The organism is Paenirhizobium selenitireducens ATCC BAA-1503, from assembly GCF_900492185.1.
Lineage (GTDB): Bacteria > Pseudomonadota > Alphaproteobacteria > Rhizobiales > Rhizobiaceae > Allorhizobium > Allorhizobium selenitireducens_A.
In genome coordinates this window covers 201,929-218,264 of record NZ_UEYP01000003.1, presented here as the reverse complement: position 1 = coordinate 218,264, position 16,336 = coordinate 201,929, and the positions used below count along the sequence as shown (strand labels likewise).

General features: G+C 62.7%; 14 protein-coding genes and 1 pseudogene. 2 read left to right on the top strand and 13 right to left on the bottom strand.

Annotation, left to right across the window (positions count from 1 at the left end):
- Window positions 1–104: 104 nt before the first annotated feature.
- The 11 genes and pseudogenes from hemH to RHIZ70P_RS07210 all read right to left on the bottom strand — a co-directional run bounded on the left by hemH (window position 105) and on the right by RHIZ70P_RS07210 (window position 11,014).
- Complete coding sequence (hemH, locus tag RHIZ70P_RS07260) at window positions 105–1,139, bottom strand: ferrochelatase (protein ID WP_115669965.1); 1,035 nt, start codon at window positions 1,137–1,139, stop codon at window positions 105–107.
- Between the two features lie 123 nt (window positions 1,140–1,262).
- Window positions 1,263–3,140, bottom strand: a complete 1,878-nt coding sequence (locus tag RHIZ70P_RS07255) for a 5'-nucleotidase C-terminal domain-containing protein (protein WP_115669722.1) — start codon at window positions 3,138–3,140, stop codon at window positions 1,263–1,265.
- A 214-nt stretch (window positions 3,141–3,354) separates the two neighbouring features.
- A complete protein-coding gene (locus RHIZ70P_RS07250; RefSeq protein WP_115669721.1) occupies window positions 3,355–3,723 on the bottom strand; it encodes a hypothetical protein in 369 nt (122 codons plus the stop codon).
- A 209-nt stretch (window positions 3,724–3,932) separates the two neighbouring features.
- Window positions 3,933–5,378, bottom strand: a complete 1,446-nt coding sequence (locus RHIZ70P_RS07245; RefSeq protein WP_115669720.1) for a homospermidine synthase — start codon at window positions 5,376–5,378, stop codon at window positions 3,933–3,935.
- Window positions 5,379–5,492: 114 nt separating this feature from the next.
- Window positions 5,493–6,392 carry a heme-dependent oxidative N-demethylase family protein gene (locus RHIZ70P_RS07240; protein WP_115669719.1) on the bottom strand — a complete coding sequence of 300 codons (900 nt, stop codon included), beginning with the start codon at window positions 6,390–6,392 and terminating at the stop codon, window positions 5,493–5,495.
- A 19-nt stretch (window positions 6,393–6,411) separates the two neighbouring features.
- The gene (locus RHIZ70P_RS07235; protein WP_115669718.1) at window positions 6,412–6,810 is read right to left on the bottom strand and encodes a type II toxin-antitoxin system HicB family antitoxin; all 399 of its coding nucleotides are present in this window, start codon (window positions 6,808–6,810) and stop codon (window positions 6,412–6,414) included.
- A 21-nt stretch (window positions 6,811–6,831) separates the two neighbouring features.
- A pseudogene (locus tag RHIZ70P_RS07230) lies at window positions 6,832–7,014 on the bottom strand (type II toxin-antitoxin system HicA family toxin).
- Between the two features lie 68 nt (window positions 7,015–7,082).
- Entirely contained in the window at window positions 7,083–7,367 is a 285-nt protein-coding gene (locus RHIZ70P_RS07225; RefSeq protein WP_115669717.1) for a YciI family protein, read from the bottom strand.
- Entirely contained in the window at window positions 7,367–7,996 is a 630-nt protein-coding gene (locus RHIZ70P_RS07220) for an aminotransferase class IV family protein (RefSeq protein WP_115669716.1), read from the bottom strand. Before RHIZ70P_RS07220 ends, RHIZ70P_RS07225 begins: the two co-directional genes overlap by 1 nt.
- Complete coding sequence (locus RHIZ70P_RS07215; RefSeq protein WP_115669715.1) at window positions 7,981–9,138, bottom strand: aminodeoxychorismate synthase component I; 1,158 nt, start codon at window positions 9,136–9,138, stop codon at window positions 7,981–7,983. The genes RHIZ70P_RS07220 and RHIZ70P_RS07215 overlap by 16 nt, the downstream gene beginning before the upstream one ends.
- Before the next feature lie 22 nt (window positions 9,139–9,160).
- Window positions 9,161–11,014: a M3 family oligoendopeptidase gene (locus RHIZ70P_RS07210; RefSeq protein ID WP_115669714.1), complete on the bottom strand. Its 1,854-nt coding sequence runs from the start codon at window positions 11,012–11,014 to the stop codon at window positions 9,161–9,163.
- A 238-nt stretch (window positions 11,015–11,252) separates the two neighbouring features.
- On the opposite strand from RHIZ70P_RS07210, the gene RHIZ70P_RS07205 reads away from it, so the two are divergent.
- Both RHIZ70P_RS07205 and RHIZ70P_RS07200 read left to right on the top strand, forming a co-directional pair.
- On the top strand, window positions 11,253–12,803 hold the full coding sequence (locus RHIZ70P_RS07205; protein WP_115669713.1) for a sigma-54-dependent transcriptional regulator: 1,551 nt from the start codon (window positions 11,253–11,255) through the stop codon (window positions 12,801–12,803).
- 188 nt (window positions 12,804–12,991) lie between these two features.
- Window positions 12,992–14,848, top strand: coding sequence for a DUF882 domain-containing protein (locus RHIZ70P_RS07200; RefSeq protein ID WP_235842168.1), 1,857 nt, complete (start codon window positions 12,992–12,994; stop codon window positions 14,846–14,848).
- Window positions 14,849–14,961: 113 nt separating this feature from the next.
- Here the strand turns inward: RHIZ70P_RS07200 and RHIZ70P_RS07195 are convergent, their stop codons facing one another.
- Together RHIZ70P_RS07195 and RHIZ70P_RS07190 are read right to left on the bottom strand one after the other, a co-directional pair.
- On the bottom strand, window positions 14,962–15,228 hold the full coding sequence (locus RHIZ70P_RS07195; RefSeq protein ID WP_028736531.1) for a DUF2312 domain-containing protein: 267 nt from the start codon (window positions 15,226–15,228) through the stop codon (window positions 14,962–14,964).
- A gap of 186 nt (window positions 15,229–15,414) precedes the next feature.
- Entirely contained in the window at window positions 15,415–16,251 is an 837-nt protein-coding gene (locus RHIZ70P_RS07190; RefSeq protein ID WP_115669712.1) for an N-formylglutamate amidohydrolase, read from the bottom strand.
- Window positions 16,252–16,336 lie beyond the last annotated feature (85 nt).

Below are 16,336 nucleotides of genomic sequence, written 5' to 3'. Positions count from 1 at the left end.
CCCTCCTGGCTGTGGCCGGCGCCGGTTCGAGGCGCCGTCCGCATGGTTCTAACATCGGACGGCGACGAGGGCATTGCAAGGCCGAAGCGTCTTGGCAGTGTCGCTTAGACCCAGCCCTGCAGTTCGCGGCGCACGACCTTCTCCAGGACGCTCATGCCCTCCGGGCTGTCATTGAGGCAGGGGATGTGGACAAACTTCTCGCCGCCATTGTGGTGGAAGATCTCGCCCGCCTCGCCGGCGATTTCCTCGAGCGTCTCCAGGCAGTCGGAAACGAAGCCGGGGTTCATGATGGCGATGCGCTTGACGCCGTCCTTGGCAAGCTTCTCCATGGTCTTGTCTGTATAGGGCTGGAGCCATTCCTCCGGCCCGAAGCGGGACTGGAAGGTCACCATGAACTTCTCCTTCGGCAGGCCGAGGCGTTCGCGCAGCAGGCGGCCGGTCTTCATGCAGTGGCAATGATAGGGGTCGCCCTGCTTGAAATAGGACTGCGGGATGCCGTGGAACGAGGTGATCAGGATCTCCGGCTCCCAGTCGAGCGTTGCCAGCTTTTTCTCGACCGAGATGGCCAGCGCGTCGATATAGGTCGGGTCGTCATGATAGCGCGGCACCGTGCGGATGGCCGGCTGCCAGCGCATCTTCATCAGGTGCTCGAAGGCCTTGTCGTTGACGGTGGCGGTCGTAGAGGCCGCATATTGCGGATAGAGCGGGAAGATCAAGATCTTTTCACAGCCGGCGGCGTGCAGTGCGTCGATCTTCGAGGCGATCGACGGCTGGCCGTAGCGCATCGCCCAATCGACGATGACGTGCGGATATTCCTTCAGCGCTTCCGACATCAACTCGGCCTGGCTGCGCGTATAGGTCCGCAGATAGCTCTCGTCTTTGTCCTTGTTCCAGATCTCCTCATAGGCCTTGCCGACCTTCTGCGGACGCGTGTTGAGGACGATGCCGAACAGGATCGGATACCATTTCCACGGCGACCATTCGATCACGCGCTTGTCCATCAGGAATTCCTTCAGGTAGCGCCGCATCGACGTGTAGTCGGTGCCGTCCGGTGTGCCGAGATTGACGAGCAGCACGCCGACCTTGCCGAAGCGGACGGGCGGATGGTCGGAAGGCAGGTGGGAGGTATCAGCGGTCATGTCGATGTCCTGATGGTTTCTGTCGAGATCCATTACGTTGGATGGCGTCTCGAAGATCATCTCATAAAAGCAAAAACCGGCCCGGGAAACCCCGGACCGGTCGTGAACCTGCGGCAAACCGCCTTACTTCGCCGGCAGCTCCAGTTCTTCGCCGACGCCGATCCGGTTCGGGTTCTTCAGCTTGTTGGCTTCGGCGATCTTCGTCCACAGCATGCCGTCGCCATAGGTTGCGACAGCGATCTTCCACAGGCTGTCACCGAGCGCGACAGTGTACTTCTTCGCTGCAGTCGCAACGGCTTCGGCGGCGGCCGGGGTGGCCGTGGCTGGCGTTGCGGCGGCCGGGGCTTCGGTCGTCGCAGCCGGGGCTTCCGCTGCGGCAGGGGCGGGGGCTGCGCCGGCGACCTCGGTGATGCGGCCGTCGGTATAAGGCTTGTAGGGGCTGTTCTTGGCGATGAAGTCGGCGAGCACGGTTTCCAGTCCGGGGCCGAAGTCATAGGCGTTCTGGCCGGCCGAGGCGAAGATCTTGTAGCCGTCACCGCCGGCGCGCATATAGTTGTTGGTGGCGACGCCGTACAGCTTTTCCGGATCCAGGGCGACGAAGCTGTCACTTTCCTTCACCTCGACCGAGACGACGCGGCTGCCGGCCGGCTTCGACTTGTCGAACGCGTACTTCAGGCCAGAGACCTGCGGGAAGCGACCGGCGCCTTCCTCGATCTGGCTGAGGCCGTTTTCCAGGGCGGTAACAATGTCCGATCCCTTGAGCTTGAAGGTGGCGAGCGTGTTCTGGAAGGGCAGCACGGTCAATGCCTCGCCCATGGTCACGGTGCCGGCATCGATGGAGGCACGCAGGCCGCCGCCGTTCTGGATGGCGATCGTGACGCCCTGATCCTTGACGCGGTCGACCATGGCGTCGGCGACGAGGTTGCCCATGGAGCATTCGGCCGCGCGGCAGACTTCGCGCGAGCCGTCGATGACATCCGCTGACTCGCCGATCACCTTCTGCTTCACCTCTTCGATCGGGGCACCGAGTTCGGCGACCTTGGCGGTGAAGGCTTCATCCGGTGTTACCGAGGCGTCGAGGAGCTTCGGGGCGCCTTCGGCGGTCTTGACCGCGCCGGCGTCGTCGAACACCACCTTGAGGTCGCCGAGATACTTGGAATAGGCATAGGCGGTGACGATCGGCACGTCCTTGCCGGCCTGGTTCTTGACCAGCGTCGGATAGGGACCGGCGGCCTTCTCGTCGGTCGAGGACAGAAGCGTGTGGCTATGGCCGCCGACGATGACGTCAATGCCGTCGACCGCCTTGGCAATCTCCTGATCCTTGACATAGCCGACATGCGACAAGAGCACGATCTTGTTGACGCCCGCCGCTTCGAGCTCCTTGACGGCGTCCTTCAGGTAGCCGATCTCGTCAACGAAGAGCACGTCTTCGCCGGGCGACGAGGTTTCGTCGGTGTCGGTTGCGAGGACCGAGACGACGGCGACCTTCTCTGCGCCGAATTCCTTGATGATGTACGGCTTGTACTTGTCGGCGATCGGCGTGTTGAGGCCGGCCAGCACATTGCCGGAGATCAGCGGGAACTTCAGCGCCTCGATGAAGCGGGCCAGTTCCTCCGGGCCGTCGTCGAATTCGTGGTTGCCGATCGCCATGGCGTCGAAGCCGATGCCGTTCATGAATTCGGCGATCGGGGCGCTCTTGTAGGTGGTGTAGAACAGCGAACCCTGGAACTGGTCGCCGGCGTCGAGCACGAGCAGATTGGCGTCCTTCAATTCCGCCCGGCGGCTGTCGATCGCCGTCTTGACGCGGGCGATGCCGCCGAAGCATTCGTTCTTGCCGGCCTCTTCCGCCGAGCAGGTGGAATCATATTTGTTGATGGCTTCGATGCGCGAGTGGAAATCGTTGATGTGCAGGATGTTCAGCTCGAAATCGGCAAGTGCGCCGCTGGCGGAAAGGGCGAGCACCGAGGCGCTTAAAAGGCCGGATCGCAGGTGTTTCAACATGGCTTATCTCCTGTTTTGGCAATAGAGCCGCAAGACGCCGTTGGGCATGTGTGCAGCGCGAAAAAGGTCCCTGGTGGCGGCGATGTTTTCATCATGCGGCCGGGACTGCAAGCGAAATTCCGAACTGCATTGCTCAGCCGGGAGTGCCCGAAACGACAAACCGGCCGATGCGGGCATCGACCGGTTTGTCGTCGGGTGAGTGGGGCGAAAGGCTTTAGCCGCGGCGGGCGAGCGAGAACTGCGAGCCGCTTTCGGAGGTGCAGTTTAATTGGCTCGGCGTCACCATAGCGCAAGTGGCGCGTGTGGTTGTCTGCTTGATATTCGAGTACAGCGTGATATCCACCACGCTCGAGGACTGCATCGTATACGAACCCGTTGCCATGACCTTGTCGCTTCCGTCGGTCGTGCGCGTTTCCAGCCTTCCGCCGGCAAAAGTCGATACGAAGCCGTTCGTGTCGACCCAGGCGCCATCAACGGTCGGCGCCTGGCGAACCGGAGGAAGGGGTTGCCGCGGACCAGTCGAGGAGCAGGCGGCAAGCGTTGCCGTGCATGCCAACAGAATTACAATGGACCTGATCTTCATCGCCGTCTCCTGCCTAATCGCCTTCGGCCGGCGACCTCGGAACGCCTGGCCGATTTTGCCGAACCATGCCGCGAAGGGATGGTGAAAGCAAGACCACAAGGCGGTCTGTCGCCGGGATATACAGGTTTAGCAGCAACTTATTGATATTTGGCAACAGAAAGCCCGCCGCTTTGGGCGGCGGGCGAGATCGTCGGTAAAGCGTTTTCAGATCAGCGAACGAGAATGTTCCTGAACTGCCAGGGATCCTTGGTGTCGATGTCTTCGGGGAAGAGGCCCGGGCGGCCATCGAGCGGGGTCCAGTCGGTGTAGTGGCCTTCGACCGGGCCGAGATATTGCGACTGGACTTCGAGGCAGCGCTTGTAGTCGACCTCGTCGGCCTCGACGATGCCGGCCTTCGGGTTCTCGATGGCCCAGACCATGCCGGCGAGAACGGCAGAGCTGACCTGCAGGCCGGTGGCGTTCTGGTAAGGGGCGATGCGGCGGGTTTCTTCCAGCGACAGGCGCGAGCCGTACCAGTAGGCGTTCTTCTCGTGGCCGTAGAGCAGCACGCCGAGTTCGTCGACGCCGTCGACCAGCTCGTTCTCGTCGAGAACATGCAACACGGGCTGAGCATTGCCGCCATTGCCGAACATTTCGTGCAGCGAGAGCACGGCGTCATTGGCCGGATGATAGGCGTAGTGGCAGGTCGGGCGGTAGGTCACTTCGCCGTCCTTGTCACGAACCGTGTAGTAGTCGGCGATCGAGATCGACTCGTTGTGGGTGACCAGGAAGCCGTATTGCGGACCGGGCGTCGGGCACCAGGTGCGCACGCGGGTGTTGGCGCCGGGCTGCTCCAGATAGATCGCGGCCTTGCAGCCCTTCTTGTGCTTCTTGGCGTTCTTCGGCATCCAGTTCTCATGGGTGCCCCAGCCGAGTTCGGCGGGCTGCAGCCCTTCCGAAATGAAGCCTTCGACTGACCAGGTGTTCCAGAACACGTTGAGCGGCTTCGGGTTCTTGGTGCGCTGGGTGTCGCGCTCGGCGATGTGGACGCCCTTGACGCCCAGCTTCTTCATCAGCTTGGCCCAGCCTTCGCGATCGTCGGCGGCCGGCTCCTCGAACTTTAGGCCGGTTTCATTGGCGAGGTTGACGAGCGCCTGCTTGACGAACCAGGAAACCATGCCCGGATTTGCGCCGCAGGTGGAAACGGCGGTGGTGCCGCCCGGGTTCTTGTTCTTTTCGGCGCGAAGGGTTTCGCGCAGCGCGTAGTTGGTGCGCTCGGAATTCTTCATGTTCTTGTCGAAATAGAAGCCGAGCCACGGCTCGACGACAGTGTCGATGTAGAGAACGTCGAGCTTGCGGCAGAACTTCATCAGGTCGACCGAGCCGGTATCGACCGACAGATTGACCAGGAAGCCCTGGCCGGCGCCTTCGGTCAGAAGCGGCTTCAGCAGCTGCTTGTAATTGTCCTTGGTGACGTGCGCCTGGATGTGCTTCACGCCATGCTTGGCGAGCAGCTCGGCTTCGTCATTGCGGGGATCGATGACCACCATCCGGCTCTTGTCGAACTTGAAATGGCGTTCGATCAGGGGCAGCGTGCCGCGGCCGATCGAACCAAAGCCGATCATGACGATCGGGCCGGTGATCTCGCCGTACACCGGATAGGTTTGCTTGGTCATTTCCTTCTCCTTGCAATGCGGGCCGGGCCCGCTGATACCGGCGGTTCTAGATCATAAAAGCCTGACACAATAAAGGGCGCTTTTCAGCTGCGACGAACGTTCCGGACTGATTTTTCATGCGTAAACGCCGGAGCGAAGGCAGCGTAGCAGGTCGTCCCGCCTTTCTGCCAGCCCCTTGTAGTCGATCTGGTCGGCGGTCATCGCCTCCAGTTGGCGAGCCAGACCTTCGGCCATCCGGGCCCCGTCGGGGTGGCGCTCGAAGACGGCCACGGGGTCGAGATAGATGCGGATGGTGAAGACGATGTCGCCGGTGGCCGGCAGCTTGCGCAGGGTCTGGCGTTCGACGCGGACAAAGGCCTGGCGGGGATCGATGCCGTGGGAGGCTGGATCACTGGATGGACGGATGCTGACCGGGTGATAGAGCGCATAGCGCCAGTTGATCGACCAGTTGAAACGCTCGGCCGGCAGGTCCGGCTGGAGATTGTCGAACACCCGGTTGATGATGGTGTCGTTGCGCGTGCCGCCCTCAAAACCCGGCACATGCGCGTGGACCTGTGCCATCGGCCGCATGAATTTTTCCGCCAGCGACCAGGAGGAGGGGAAGGCGAGATGGGCGGCGATGATCGTCCATCCGTCGGGCTTCTTGCGCAAAATGACCAGGTCGTCTTGGACGAGGGATCCGGCGCGCAGGAGCGGCGGGCGGCTTTCGTCGGCGAGGTCCACGGCATGGCCGGCCATGGTCATGGTCGGGCCTGAGCGGTTGTAGCGGTCGCCGTGGGATTGCTCGAGGTGGCCTACCAGAAGATCGAGACATTCCTGCTGGGCGTCGAGGCTTTCCGGCGCGGCGCGGAAGATGTCGTCGAAATGCTCCTCTTCGAGGCGCCGCTTTTCGTCGAGATAGCGCCCGAGATCGTCATCAGGTTCGATCCAGCGGCGAGGATCGAGCGCGGAAAGACCGATGGCGAAGGGTCTGGTGGCGTCGCTGGCATAGGGGGTGTAGGTGGGTGAGGTCATTTGATTTTGTCGATCCTGGTCACGCCGAGCGCTCTATCTCTTTGCGGGCACAGCTTGCCAGGAATGCCGAACGCGTCAATCCGCGCTCCTTGGCCGCCATGTCGATTGCCGCAAGAGTGCCTGCTTCCATGGTGATGTTGGCGCGAACCGTTCGGGTGTCGTCCTCGATCAGGGGAACACGGATCAGGAAGCCTCCCGCCTTCAGTTCCTGCCGGACGTCGGCCCTTGCCAGAATGTCGGCATGCGAGGAGGGGACGGGCAATTCCTCGTCCGCGGCCCAAAGCCGCAGGGCATCTACCGCATTGGGAACGATCTCTTCCTCGTCATCCGCCGCGGAAAAAACGGACGGCAGGTCCGGGAAGCTGATGCCAAATGCGCTTTCCGGATCCTTGTGAACAAGAGCTACATAATATCGCATTGCGACCAGTCCTTCCTAACTTCAGATCCAGCCTGCCTGCTTTGCGATGGCGCGCGCAGTGCCTAGAGGCAGATCCTTCTTAGGGTGCGGGACGATGATCGTCTTGCCGTTCTTGCGAAATTTGTGATGGGATCAGGAAACCGCAACCAGTTCATAGCCTTCGGCTTTGAGCCGCTGGATGATCTTGCGCGAGTCCTTCTCCATCCGCACACCCTTGATGTGTGTATATATGCGCACGTTTGCTGAGATTCAATCGCCCCTGTGGTGCGCCCTTATTCTTTCAAGCGATCCAATCCGTCCGCCGTCCGCGTCAGGGCGACTTCGGTAATCTCATAGTCAGCCACGCCGTGAACCGAAAACGGATCGGCGGCGACGAAGGCTTCGATGTCTGCGCGCTCGCCCCTGGCAAGGATCACGCCGCCGGTGCGGGGTATCTTGCGGCCGGAGGCGAGGAACATGCCGGTATCGTAGCCCTGTTTCACCCACTCCATGTGCGGTTCCATCAGGCGGTCTGCCTCTTCCGGCGGCTTCACATAGGTGAGGGAGAGAATGAACATCAGGCGTCGCCTTCCACCAGTTCGGCGCGGATCAGGCCGCGCAGCGAATTGCCGACATAGAGTTTTCTGAAATGCAGGTCCTCGGGCCGCAGGACCTCGCTCCTGGCTTTGCGTTCGCGGATCAGTTCTGCGCGCAAGACGCCTGGTAACAGGCCGCTCGACAGGGCTGGTGTCACGAACCGGCCTTCCTCGACCTCGGCGAAGAGATTGGTGATGGTGCCTTCGCAGACCTCGCCGCGTTCGTTCAGCAGCAGAACCTCGTCGGCGTCCTCAAGCTTGAACTCGGCGCGCGCCGCCTCATAGGGTTCGCGGCGCGAGGTCTTGTGGCGGTACAGGCTGTCGTCGGATTTCAGCCGGGTTTCGGCGATGCGGAGCCGCCAGACCGTGTCTTCGGACTGTAGAGCGAACGGCGCCACCGTGACGTCGATCTTGCCGCGAAAGCTCATGGTCAGGCGCACACGGAGAGGCTGGTCGCCCTCGACGGCTGCGTTCAGCCTGGCCAGCGCATCCTGCGGCTGGCGAAATCCGAGCGCGTCGGCGGAGCGCGAGAGCCGACGCAGATGCTGGTCGATCCGGAGAAAGCCTTCTTCCGGCTGCCAGCGCATGGTTTCGATCAGCGAGAAATCCATTGATCCCCTACCGCAAAGCGCGCCTTCAACAGGCATTCCTCGTATTCCGCTTCCGCCTTCGAATCGAAGACGATGCCGCCGCCGACATTGAAGACTGCGCGGTGGTCTTTGAACAGTGTCAGAGTTCGTATGGCCACCGAAAAGCGCATGGGCCCGGAAGGGTCGCAATAGCCGATGGCGCCGCAATAGACATCGCGCGGACCGGTTTCGAGTTCGGCGAGAATGCGCATTGCCCACATTTTCGGCGCTCCGGTCACGGAGCCGCAGGGGAACAGGGCGCGGAAGATTTCCGGCAGACCAATGCCGTCGAGAAGCCGTGCACGGACGTGGCTCACCATCTGATGAACCGTTGGATAGGTTTCGATCTCGAACAGCTTTGGCACCGTCAGCGTCCCCACCTCGCTGATCGCAGAGATATCATTGCGCAGCAGGTCGACGATCATGCGGTTTTCCGCTTGGGTCTTGTCGTCGGCGAGCATGGCAGCGATGATTGCCTCGTCTTCGCCCGGCATTGCCCCGCGGGGTGCCGTGCCCTTCATCGGATGGGTCTCGATCCAGCCGTCGCCGTCAACCTTGAAGAACAGTTCCGGCGAGCGCGACAGGATCACCGGGCCTGCGAGATCGATCAGCGCGCCGTAATGCACCGGCTGGTGGGCGACGAGCGACCAGAAGGCGGCCCGCGCATCGCCGCGCCACTGTGCCTCGATCGGCATGGTGAGGTTCGCCTGGTAGCAATCGCCCCGGCGCAGATGATCGTGCAGACGCTCGAAGCGCTGGCGGTAGGCGGCGAAATCCCATCCGGCATGCGGCTCGGTGATGAAGGGGGCGTCTTCCGCCTCGGCCGGTGCTGCAAGGGGATGTCCGGCCGGCGCAGGGCCATCGAAAATGCCCATCGCGATCAGCGGCGTCTCGCGACCATCTTCGACGAGCGGCCTCAGCTTGTCCTCGAACACATACCCCGCTTCATAAGAGACGTAACCCGCCAGCCATTTGCCCGATCGTCGCGCCACCTCCAGCCTCTCGAAGGCGGGCAGCACCTCGCCGGCCGTCCGCGCAACGACGATTTCGCGCGGATCGGCAAACAACAGGCTTTCTCCGCGCTTGTCGTCGCGGAACAGGGCATAGGGGGCATGGTCAGCCATTGGGGCTTAAGCGGTCTCCGGTTCAGGAGGTCTTATCAAGCGCCTCCAGCTCGTCGATCAGGCCTTCTATCATCGACAGGCCCTTGGCCCAGAACGACGGATCGGTGGCGTCGAGGCCGAAGGGAGCGAGCAGTTCCGAATGGTGCTTCGTGCCGCCGGCCTTCAAGAGCTCGAAATACTTCTGCTGGAAGCCCTCTTCGGCATTCTGGTAGACGGCGTAGAGCGAGTTCACCAGGCAGTCGCCGAAGGCATAGGCGTAGACGTAGAAGGGTGAATGGATGAAGTGGGGGATATAGGCCCACCAGCTCTCATAGCCTTCCGAAATCCGGATCGCCGGGCCGAGGCTGTCCTGCTGTACCGAGAGCCACAGCTCGCCGATCTTCTCCGCCGTCAGCTCGCCTTCCTTGCGGGCGGTATGCACCTTGCGCTCGAATTCGTAGAAGGCGATCTGGCGCACGACCGTGTTGATCATGTCCTCGACCTTCTGGGCGAGCATGGCCTTGCGTTCTTTGCTGTCGGCCGTGCGGTCGAGCAGGGTGCGGAAGGTCAGCATCTCACCGAACACGGAAGCCGTCTCGGCGAGTGTCAGCGGCGTCTGGCACATCAACGGCCCTTGCGCCCCGGCGAGAACCTGGTGCACGCCGTGGCCGAGTTCATGGGCGAGCGTCATCACGTCGCGCGGCTTGCCGAGGTAGTTCAAGAGCACGTAAGGATGGGCCGAGGGCACCGTCGGGTGGGCAAACGCACCCGGCGCCTTGCCGGGCCGTGCCGGTGCGTCGATCCACTGTTCGTCGAAGAAGCGGCCGGCAATCTCGGCCATTTCCGGGGCGAAGGCGCCGTAGGCTGACAGAACCGTATCCTTGGCCTCGTTCCACGGGATGAGCCGGTCAGGGGTCTCCTTGAGCGGCGCGTTGCGATCCCAGTAATTCATCTGTTCCATGCCGAGCCATTTCGCCTTCATCGCATAATAGCGGTGCGACAGGCGCGGATAGGCCTCACGCACGGCCGCGGCCAGCGCGTCGACCACATCGCGTTCGACGCGGTTCGCCAGGTGGCGGCTGTCGGCAATGTCCTCGAAGCCGCGCCAGCGGTCGGAGATTTCCTTGTCCTTGGCGAGCGTGTTGGTGACCAGCACGAAGATACGGATATTGTCCTTGAAGGTCTGCGACAGCGCCTTGGCCGCCTGCTCGCGAAGCGCGGGGTCGGCATCCTGCAGCATATTGAGGGTGGCTTCGAGCGGCAGTTCCTGCTCGCCGACCCTGAAGCGCAGCGAGGCGAGAGTCTCGTCGAACAGCCGGTTGAAGGCGGCCGCGCCCGTCATCGATTTCTCGAGAAAGAGTTGCTCGATCCTGTCTTCAAGTTGGAATGGCTTGTCCTTGCGCAGGTCGACGATCCACGGGCGGTAGTGGGCGAGCGCCGGATCGCTCTGCATCCCGGCGTCCACGATGGCGTCGTCGATCCGGTTCAGCTCCAGCGAGAAAAACAGGAGATGGGCCGAAATGTCTGTGAGCCTGGCCTGGACGTCGCCGAAGAACTTGCCGTTTTCCGCATTGGTCATGTCGGAATAGTAGGTGAGGCCGGCATAGGAGGCGATCCGGCCGAGCAGGTCTTCCAGCGCCTCAAGCTCACGCAGCGCCGCGGCCAGTCCCCGGTCGCCGGTCAGTGAGGCGGCTTGCGTGAGCTTGCCTTTCCATTTCGCCTCGAAGGCGACGGCATCGCTGGCGGCCTTTTCAAGATCGCCGCGAAAGGCCTCGGAGGTTTGCGACGGATAGAGATGCGAGAGGTTCCACAGCGGAAGGTCGCCCAGCTCGGGCTGCACCGCGGCGCTCGGAGTGGCTGCGGACAGGGTGCGGACGGGCTCAAAATCTCTCGGCATGGTGGTCCTTCTCTTTTCCCTACGGGTCGTCGAGGAGATGTAGTCAGTCCCGCCCGATGGGGCAAGCGTGCGTTCCCGCCGGTGCCGGCTTTGTCATGCCCGATGGGTGCTATCAGATTGATAAAATGCGAGCTTTACTCAAAACTGGATGTTCAGTCCTTTCTGGCAGGTTTGCCCGAGCCATGGTTTGCAATCCGCATTCCGCCTGAAGCGCCAGAATGAATCCGGGAGCTCGACGTTGACCGCTCATATCCTTGTAATCGATGACGATGCGGCGCAGCGCCGCGCACTCAAGGCGGCGATCGAGGGGCTTGGACATGTCGTTCATCTTGCCGATAGCGATCAGGCCGGGCTTGAGGTGTTTCGCCGGCATCGAAACGAGATCGCCGTGGTGTTGGCCGACCTTTCCACGCCTGAGCGTGTCGGCAACGGCTTCCTCCAGTCGCTCGGCGACCTGCATGCGAGCGTTCCGGTGATCGTCCAGACGTCCGAGGGCGCCACCCATCGCGCGGTGGAGGCCATGCGGGCCGGCGCCTTCGATTTTCTCGTCAAGCCATGCTCGAGCGAGCGCATATGCGCTGCAATCAACAGCGCCATCCGGTTCAACCGCAACGGTTCGCAGGGCAGATCCGTTCGCCGCACGCGCTCCGGTACGGTCGGTTTCGGCGACATCGTCGCGGCGAGTTCGGCCATGGCGCGCGCGGTGGAACTCGGCCGGCGGGCCGCCCAGTCCGTCATTCCGGTCATGCTCGAAGGGGAGGCCGGCGTCGGCAAGGAAATGATGGCGCGTGCCATTCATGCGACGAGCGAGCGCTCGGCGCGGGCCTTTGTCGCCGTCAATTGCGCCGCCGTTCCTCATGCCCTGATCGAAGGTGTGCTGTTTGGTCCGGACGCATCCGACCCGGCCGGTGGGGGCCAGGTGCCCGGCAAGTTTTCCGAGGCGGAAGGCGGCACGCTGTTTATCGAGGAAATCAGTGAATTGCCCGCCCACGTGCAGACCCGGCTGCTTTCGGTCGTCCACAACGGGGAGATCGACGGGCTCAACGGCAAGCGGTCCCGCAAGGTCAATGTCCGGCTGATCTTCGCCACCAACAAGGATCTGATCGAGGAGGTCAAGGCGGGGCGGTTCCGGGAGGATCTCTACTATCGCCTCAACGTCTTTCCGATCACCATCGCCGCACTGCGCCGCCGCAAGGAGGATATTCCGCATCTGGCGCGCGCCTTCGTCGAGCGGTTCTCGGCGGAGCAACGCCTGGCAAAGCCGTTGGGCATCGATGCGGCGGCGCTCGGCCTTCTGACCGGCTATGACTGGCCGGGCAATACGCGCCAACTGGAAAATGCGGTGTTCCGGGCGGTCGTCCTGGCCGAAGGGCCGGTGCTTGGCGAGTCCGACTTCCCGCAGATCCTGGCGCAAAGGCTATCCGACCGTCCATCGGCGGCGCCTGTTGCAGAGCGCGGCGGATACGAAGTCGCGCCAGCCGCCACGGCGCCCGTCTTCGATGTGGCCAGTCACGGTCACGCCTCCGAATCGCCGGTCGAACCGGCGCCGACCGGAAGGTCCGCGCCAGCCGGTGATATCGCTGCGAACGTCATCATCAGCACAGACGATGCCGGCAACGTCCGCAAACTCGCCGAGATCGAGGAGGAGCTGATCCGATTCGCTCTCAAGTTCTATCGCGGGCAGATGAGCCAGGTCGCGCGCAAGCTCGGAATCGGTCGTTCGACCCTCTACCGCAAGCTCAAGGACTATGGAATTGACCCCGACGATCCGCAAAAACACGCGGCATGATGCCGTAAAGTAGCCCCATTGTTAACTGTCGGGTAAAGGTGTTCTCTTATCAGCAGCTAATCACTTGTTAGGCATACGTTCACTATATATGGATTGCTTGTGTGCGTGTGGCAAATTTGCCATGGTGTTACCGCATTTGGCAGTCATTTAGGTTGACGCGGGACGTAGTCTTTCGGACGGGGATTGAATTGCTGATAACGCATGATCGCAGCGCGCCTTTCGGCGGAAACGGGCGCAGTCATCCGGCTGCGTATGCACGGTCCTTCGCCCGGACGGCCCTGTCGGTCTTCGCATGTCTCCTCGTCAGTGCCATCCTCTTCCTCTACATGGCGCCCAGCGCCTCCGCTGAAACCCGCACGCTCAAGATCCATTTCGTCCACACAGGCGAAAAGGCGGCCGTCGTCTTCAAGCGCAATGGTCGCTACGATGCCAAGGGCCTGAAGCAGTTGAGCTACCTCGTGCGCGACTGGCGCCGCAACGAACCCACCAAGATGGACCCGCGGCTGTTCGACCTCGTGTGGGAAGTCTATCGTCGCTCCGGCGCGTCGGGCTATATCACGGTCGTTTCGGGCTACCGGTCGCCGGCTACCAATGCCATGCTGCGCTCGCGCTCCAAGGGCGTGGCGAAGGAAAGCCAGCACATGCAGGGCACCGCGATGGATTTCTACATTCCGGGCGTGCCGCTGAAGAAGCTGCGCGAGATCGGCATGAAGATGCAGGTCGGTGGCGTGGGTTACTATCCCAATTCCGGCTCTCCCTTCGTCCACATGGATGTTGCCGGTGTGCGCGCCTGGCCGCGCATGTCGCGTCAGGAACTGGTTCGCCTGTTCCCCGACGGCAAGACCGTCCACATCCCCTCCGATGGCAAGCCTCTGCCCGGCTACCAGCAGGCGCTGGCCGAATACAAGAAGCGGGTAAACTCCAAGCAGATCATGATCGCCGAAGAAAAGTCGGTCGGTGGCAAGCGCAAGAACCTGCTCGCCATGCTGTTCGGTGGCGGCGACGAGGACGAGGAAGAAGATGTGGTCCTGCCGAGCGAACGGCCTTCGGTCGCGCCGCAGCCCGTCGTGACGGCGGCTGAGCCGGTGATGGTGGCCACCGCCGCACCGCCGCCGCGTCAGGCGGAACTGACGATGCCGGAGCCGACCGTTGCGCTCAACGCGCCGGTGCCGGCCGCCCGACCGTCGCTGACGGCGGCTGACACGAGCCTTGCCGTGGCACTGTATTCGCCGGCCCGGAACCCGGCTGAAGATGCGCTTTCGCGTGTCACATCGGGTACGCCTACGGCAGAGGAAGGCTTTGCGGATCTGCAGGCGATGAAGATTCCGGTTCCGACCCTTCTGGGGCCGCGTGGCATGCAGGGTGATGCACAAGCTCCCGAACTCTTGACCGCCTCGGTCGATCCCGCTCTTGCCGGCGCGGTCGAAGAAGAGCCGGCGCTGGTTCCGGTGCCGGTTGCACGGCCCGCCGTGGCCGAGGCATTGCTGGCCGGCGCGGAGAGCGAACCGGAGGCCGAGGTCGACGAAATCGAGCAGGCGATCCTTTCGCCGGAAGCTGCGGCAGCGCTGGAAGAGAACAACATGCCGCTGCCGGGATCGCGTCCGGAGGCGCCGGTATCGAGTGCCGCCTTGCCGGTCCAGACGGACGGCCCGGTTGACGAAACGATGGACGAAACTCCGGCCGTTCAGGTCGCGGCCATCGCTCCGAAAGCCAAGCCCGCAGCGGGCGAAGGCGAATTCGGCGACGGCTTCGACATGCCGAAGACGGCCGACGCAAACGGGATCGCGGCTGGCCTGCCGGCCAAGGGCAAGCGTCCGAGCCAGGCCGAGGCCGAGGCTGCGCGCATGGCTATGACCGGCGGTCGCCTCACCGAGGACATGATCTCCTATTGGGCTTTGAACCAGGACCGCTTCGAAAAGGTCGACAAGGCGGCCAAGGCACCGCGGGTTGTCAGCCGCTCGCTGAGCGCGCCCACGGCGGCGGTGCCGGTCGGCTTCCAGCAGGGTGCCGTGTCGGTCGATCCGAGCCGCTTCGGCGCACCGTAAGGTCGTCGCGCCCCTATACAGATCGACAGAGTTTCTCGTCGACAGAACAGCGAAAGCCCGCCTGACAGGTCGTCAGGCGGGCTTTTCAAAGTTCAGAAATGTGCGGCGTCGGATTATTCCTCCGGCGGGGTCTCGATCATGCCGAGGGCGTGCAGATAGGTGTCGAGGATCAGATCCTCCTCCATGCGTTCCTGCTCGTCCTTCTTGCGCAGTGCAATTACCTTTTTGAGGATCTTGGTGTCGAAGCCCATGGACTTGGCTTCGCCGTAGACATCCTTGATGTCGTCGGCGATGGTCTTCTTTTCCTCTTCGAGACGCTCGATGCGCTCGACGAAGGCGCGGAGCTGGTCGCGGGCGACGCCGTGTGCAGCATCAGACATGGGCATTCTCCTTGAATAGCGGTAATCTCATTTCGTGGGGCTGAACTGCCGCGAAGCGGGGCTCGCGTCAAGACCCAAGTTGCACGCGAGCGGTCACTCTTCGGTCCCGCGTCGCACGGCAGGCAGGCGCCAGGCGAATTGCGCAGGCAATTGCGGCGAATTCCCGTTCATCCGCCGAGGGTTTCTTCAGTCGATCGGGTAGGGGCCCGTGCGGGAGGCGTGGACCTCGTAGCGGTGCAGCGCCGGGTCGGCATTGAGGTTGTCGAAGATGGGTGCGAGCCGCTCGGCCCAGGCGGCAACGCCCGCATCGTCGCCGATCAGATCCTGTCTTATTTCCAGCAGCGCGTGCGGCGTTCCCGTCATCATGCAATGGCGATACATCGTGTCGCCCTTCAGGGCCCCGTCATAGGGTTCGTTGTCGCCGACCAGAATGTCGCCGGGTGCCCGCAGGTGATGAAGCAGGGGCTCCACGACGCGTTGATCGCTGTCCCACAGCACCGCGGCATGCCAGGGGCGGGCAACGCCTTTCCAGGCAGGCGTATAGGAATGCAGCGACAGGACCAGCGGCGCCTTTCCCGAGGCGGCGCCGACCGCTGCGATCGTCCGGCTGACGGCATTGTGATAGGGCCGGTGGAAGGTGCCGATGCGGTGGTTCCATTCCTCGGGGCTGATCGGGTGATTGCCGGGAATGATCGCGCCGTCGGAGATCTTCATGATCAACGTCGGATCGTCCTCGCCGCGGTTCGGATCGATCAACAGGCGCGAAAAGCGGCTCATCACGGCGGGCACGCCGAGCCTCGCGGAGAGCAGGCGGGTCAGGGCCTCAATGCCGATGTCGTAGGCGATGTGGCGGGCAAAGGCTGTGTCGGGCAGGCCCAGACTGTCGTAGCGCTTCGGCAGATGGTTGGTTGCATGGTCGGCCAGAAGCACGAGCCCCCGCTCGGCGTGCCCATCCAGGATTTCAAAGGCATCGTTGTCTTGCATGAAGAAAAGCCGCGAATGGTTGTCGCGGCTTGATGACATGGGGGAAAGACGAGCGCAAGCTTTCGTCCCGGTCACGTTTGTGCCAAGATCGCGGTCGATGGTTTATGTCAAAAATATAATCGAT